Here is a 5,267-nt window from a genome sequence, read left to right on the forward strand (position 1 = left end):
TCGTCGATAGCAATTGCGCCAACAGACGCTTCTTTAAATAAAAAGGTATGGTCAAATTCTAAAGCAATTGCTTTTAAAACTTTAATTGCTTGATTAGTTACTTCTGGACCAATACCATCACCTGGTAATACAGCGATATTTAATTTCATCTTAATTCCTTCGAAAGCAGGAATCTCATCCTGCAATCTTATATTTTAATTATTATTCAGTTTCTGGGCGTTACTTTTTTCTCATACCTACTCAGGTTTTCACTACTCGCTCTCTGCGAGGAGCTTAAACATGCCGTTAAAATTGCGAAACAATCACGAGTTCTTAATTTATCAAATAAAAATGAACGAGTAATACTTAACGCATGTATTAACTTAGAGTGTTTTCAAAGGCTTCAATTTCTATTCTTTTACTTAGTAAGTAATCGATGTCATCGTAACCATTAATCATACATGCTTTTTTATATGCATCAATATTAAAATTTTCAAAACGTTTACTACTGCTTATACTAATTTGTTGTGCTCTCAAATCTATTTTTAATTTTACATTTGGATTTGCTTTAATTTCATAAATTAAATGATTTATGTACTCCTTAGAAACCTGAACAGGTAGCAATCCATTATTTAAAGCATTACCTTTAAAAATATCTGCAAAAAAACTGGATACAATTACTTTAAAACCATAGCCAACTAAAGCCCAAGCTGCATGTTCACGACTAGAGCCACAACCAAAATTATGTCCAGCAACTAATATGCTTCCTGAGTAATCTTTGTTATTTAAAGTGAAATATTTATTATCCAAACCATCTTCATTAAAGCGCCAATCTCTAAACAGATTATCTCCAAATCCCTTTTTATCTGTCGCCTTTAAAAAGCGTGCAGGAATAATTTGATCTGTATCTACATTTGCAATATCCAATGGTATTGCGCTAGATGTTACTATTGTAAATTTTTCCATGCTAAGCGAATTCTAATGTTTTAATAGTTTCTGTTACGTCTATTATTTTACCAGCAATAGCTGTTGCTGCAGCTACTAACGGACTAGCTAATATGGTTCGAGAACCTTGTCCTTGTCTGCCTTCAAAATTTCTATTCGAAGTCGATACACAATATTCACCTTGTGGAATTTTATCATCGTTCATTGCTAAACACGCTGAGCAACCAGGTTGGCGTAACTCGAAACCAGCTGTATCAAAAACGGTTTTTAAACCTTCCTCTATAATTTGTTTTTCTACTTGTTTGCTTCCAGGTACTAACCAAGCCGTTACGTTATCTGCTTTTTGCTTACCTTTAATGTATTTAGCAGCAACTCTAAAATCTTCGATTCTAGAATTTGTACAACTACCTATAAACACGTAGTTTATTTCTTTATTAATTAAACTTTCTCCTGCTTCAAAATCCATGTATTCTAAAGACTTTACAAACGAAGCATCTTTATTATGTGGAATATTTTCTGAAATTTTTATTCCCATACCAGGATTTGTACCATAAGTAATCATTGGTTCAATATCTTCAGCATCAAACGTGTATTCTTTATTGAAAACTGCGTCAACATCTGTTGGTAAGGTTCTCCAGTAAGCTACTTTTTTATCGAAAGCATCTCCTTTTGGTGCATATTCTTTTCCTTCAACATAATCAAAGGTTGTTTGGTCAGGCGCAATCATGCCACCTCGAGCTCCCATTTCTATACTCATGTTACAAATGGTCATCCTGCCTTCCATAGACATGTTATCGAAAACTTCTCCTGCATATTCGCAAAAATATCCTGTACCAGAATTGGTGCCCAATTTTGCAATAATATATAGAATGACATCCTTTGGTAAAACACCATTTTTAAGTTTACCATTAACCGTTACTCTTAAGCTTTTTGGCTTTGTTAGTAATAAACATTGGCTAGCAAAAACTTGTGCTACTTGACTGGTTCCAATACCAAAAGCAATGGTTCCAAAAGCGCCATGTGTAGAGGTGTGGCTATCTCCACAAACCATTGTCATTCCTGGTTGTGTGAAACCTAATTCTGGAGCCATTACATGCACAATGCCATTGTATTTATGACCAAGTTGGTATAGTGTAACATTGTTTTTTTTACAGTTTATAGACAACTGTTCTAGTTGATTTCTTGATAATGCGTCTTTAATTGGAAGATGCTGGTTTATCGTAGGTGTATTATGGTCTGCAGTTGCAATAATTTGTTTAGGTCTAAAAACAGGAATTCCGCGATCTTCTAATTCATTAAAAGCTTGTGGACTTGTTACCTCGTGAATTAAGTGCTTGTCTATATAAAGTACTTGAGGACCGTTTTCTTTTGTATCCACAACATGCGCATCCCAAACTTTATCGAATAATGTTTTTCCCATATTAAGCTTAAATTATTTGTCTATAGACATTACTAGTCTCTATAATTTGATGAATATCTTTATTATTAACCTCTTTCTTTCTATCTGCAAAGCTTAAAAAATTTGCATAGACATCGTCAAGTTGTAATTTAGTTAATTCGTAACCTACATTTTTAGCTCTATAGGCTAAAGCAGCACGACCACTTCTTGCTGTTAAAACAATTGCAGATTCTGTAACACCAACATCTTTAGGATTAATAATCTCGTAGGTCTCTCTATTTTTAATCATACCATCTTGGTGTATTCCAGAACTGTGTGCAAATGCATTTGCTCCAACAATAGCTTTATTTGGTTGTGTGTAAATGCCCATGCTTTCTGAAACTAATTGACTTAATCCGTAAAGCATTTCCGTTTTAATATTAGTATCTAAATTAAGATAAGGATGTTGCTTTAAAACCATTACAACTTCTTCTAAAGCTGTGTTTCCAGCACGTTCTCCAATACCATTAATGGTACATTCTATTTGTCGTGCGCCATGTATTACGCCTTCAATAGAATTAGCGGTTGCTAAACCTAAGTCGTTATGACAGTGACAGGATAGAATTGCTTTTTCAATGCCTTTTACATTTTCTTTTAAGTATTTAATTTTAGTACCATATTCACTAGGTAAACAATAACCAGTAGTGTCTGGAATATTTAAAACCGTAGCACCTGCTTTTATAGCTGCTTCGCAAACTCTAGCAAGGTATTCGTTATCTGTTCTTCCAGCATCTTCTGCATAAAATTCAACATCTTCAACAAAAGATTTTGCATATTTTACAGCCTCAAAAGCACGCTTGATAATTGTTTCTCTATCTGATTTAAATTTATGAATAATATGCGAATCTGATGTGCCAATTCCAGTATGGATTCTAGGTTTTTTTGCATATTTTAATGCTTCGGAAGCAATCTTTATGTCATTTTCTACAGCACGCGTTAATCCACAAACTGTAGCATTTTTTACTATTTTAGAAATAGCGTCAACAGATTTAAAATCACCAGGACTTGATACTGGAAAACCAGCTTCAATAATATCTACTCCTAATGCATCTAACTGTGTTGCAATAACTACTTTTTGTTCCGTATTTAGTTTGCAACCAGGAACCTGTTCTCCATCACGAAGTGTTGTGTCGAAAATTTGTATGTTATTGTTTGACATTTGTGTGCGTTTTATTTTTCTATTGAAAGACTAATTTATACTTTGGTTACTTATTACTAATAATCACTATTTAATGTGTTACGATGTTCAATTCGTTTAATTGGACTTAAGTATCTAAAAATCAATAATTTAAACTAAGTATTAGTTTATGACTAAAGAACAAAAAGATAATTTATTCGCCTTAGTAAAATCGCTTAATAAGTCTGAAAAACGACAATTTAAGTTGTACGTTGGGCGATTAGGTGTGAATACAGATTCTAAGTTTTTAAACTTATTTACTGTTTTAGATAAGTTAAAAAGTTATGATGAGGTTTCTATTTTAAAATCTACTCAAATAAAAAAACAGCAACTAGCAAATGTGAAAGCACATTTGTATAAGCAGCTGTTAATTAGTTTAAAGTTAAATCCTTCACATCAAAATATACGGTCTCAAATTCGAGAACAACTAGATTTTGCTTCAATTTTATATCACAAAGGATTGTACAAGCAAAGTTTAAAAATTTTAGATAAAGCTAAAGAAGTAGCTCTTGTAAATGAAGAAAAAAATTTAGCTTTCGAAATTGTTGAACTTGAGAAAATTATTGAAGCACAATATATTACCAGAAGTATTAGCACGCGAGCAGATGCCCTTACAATACAAGCTAAAAAATTAAGTGAATTAAATTTGATTACTAGTAAGTTAACTAACTTATCGCTTCAGTTATACAGTATAATTTTAAAAACTGGTTATGTAAAAAATGAAGAAGAAAGTAATTTAGTAACCAAGTATTTTAACGATAGATTGCCAAAGTTCGAGCTGTCACAAGTAGGATTTCGAGAGAAATTATGGTATTACAAAGCATATTTATGGTACAGTTTTTTAATGCAAGACTTTTTAAATTGCTATAAGTATGCATCAAAATGGGTAGATTTATTTAATCAATATCCAGATATGATAAACTTGAATCCTGTGTTTTTTTTAAAGGGAAATAATTATCTCTTAGAGTCTGTTTTCTTTATTAATAACAAGCCAAAGTTTTTGGAGGTGTATTCAACATTAAAAATTAAAATTGAAACTTCAAATTTTCCAAAAGACGAGAATGTAGAGTCTTTAACCTTTTTATATCTTAATATTCATGATATTAATAAGCATTTTATAGATGGTAGTTTTCAAGATGGTTTGGCATTAATTCCTAAAATTGAAAAAGATTTAATTCAATTTGAAAATAAAGTAGATGCTCATTATAAAATGATTTTTTATTACAAGTTTGCTAGTTTGCATTTTGGTGTTGGTAATAATAAAGAGTCTATAAAATATCTTGATAAAATTATTTCTAACAAATCGCTTTCTATGCGAGAAGATTTATTGTGTTTTTCAAGAGTTTTAAATCTAGTTGCGCATTACGAAGCTGGATTAGATTACCATTTAGAAACTTTACTGCGAAGCACATATAAGTTTTTAATTAAGATGAATGATTTACACGAAGTGCAAAAAGAAATGATAAAATTTATTAAAAGCTTGCAAGATATTTATCCTCAAGATTTAAAAAACGCTTTTAGAACTTTAAGAGATAGTTTAAAAAAGTACGAAGATCATCCTTTCGAGCGTCGTGCATTTTTGTATTTAGATATTATTTCTTGGTTAGAGAGTAAAATCGATAATAAACCAGTAAGTACTATTATAAGAGATAAATATTTAAAGAAAATAGAGTAAAAACCAAAAAACTCGATTCAAACGAATCGAGTTTTTAGTGGTGGTGCCTCCAG

At 31.4% G+C, this 5,267-nt stretch carries 5 protein-coding genes; 1 reads left to right on the top strand and 4 read right to left on the bottom strand.

What is annotated here, in order from left to right; translation table 11 throughout:
* The 4 genes from Q0C58_RS03065 to Q0C58_RS03080 all read right to left on the bottom strand — a co-directional run.
* On the bottom strand, positions 1 to 149 hold a 149-nt coding region (locus Q0C58_RS03065; RefSeq protein WP_290697379.1), incomplete at its 3' end, for an isocitrate/isopropylmalate family dehydrogenase.
* A 208-nt stretch (positions 150 to 357) separates the two neighbouring features.
* Entirely contained in the window at positions 358 to 945 is a 588-nt protein-coding gene (leuD, locus tag Q0C58_RS03070) for a 3-isopropylmalate dehydratase small subunit (RefSeq protein ID WP_290697366.1), read from the bottom strand.
* Between the two features lies 1 nt (position 946).
* Positions 947 to 2,344, bottom strand: a complete 1,398-nt coding sequence (leuC, locus tag Q0C58_RS03075; protein WP_290697369.1) for a 3-isopropylmalate dehydratase large subunit — start codon at positions 2,342 to 2,344, stop codon at positions 947 to 949.
* 7 nt (positions 2,345 to 2,351) lie between these two features.
* Entirely contained in the window at positions 2,352 to 3,521 is a 1,170-nt protein-coding gene (locus tag Q0C58_RS03080) for a 2-isopropylmalate synthase (protein ID WP_290697373.1), read from the bottom strand.
* 148 nt (positions 3,522 to 3,669) lie between these two features.
* On the opposite strand from Q0C58_RS03080, the gene Q0C58_RS03085 reads away from it, so the two are divergent.
* Positions 3,670 to 5,214 carry a hypothetical protein gene (locus Q0C58_RS03085; protein WP_290697376.1) on the top strand — a complete coding sequence of 515 codons (1,545 nt, stop codon included), beginning with the start codon at positions 3,670 to 3,672 and terminating at the stop codon, positions 5,212 to 5,214.
* Positions 5,215 to 5,267 lie beyond the last annotated feature (53 nt).

The organism is Lacinutrix sp. (assembly GCF_023299985.1).
Taxonomy (GTDB): Bacteria; Bacteroidota; Bacteroidia; order Flavobacteriales; family Flavobacteriaceae; genus Lacinutrix.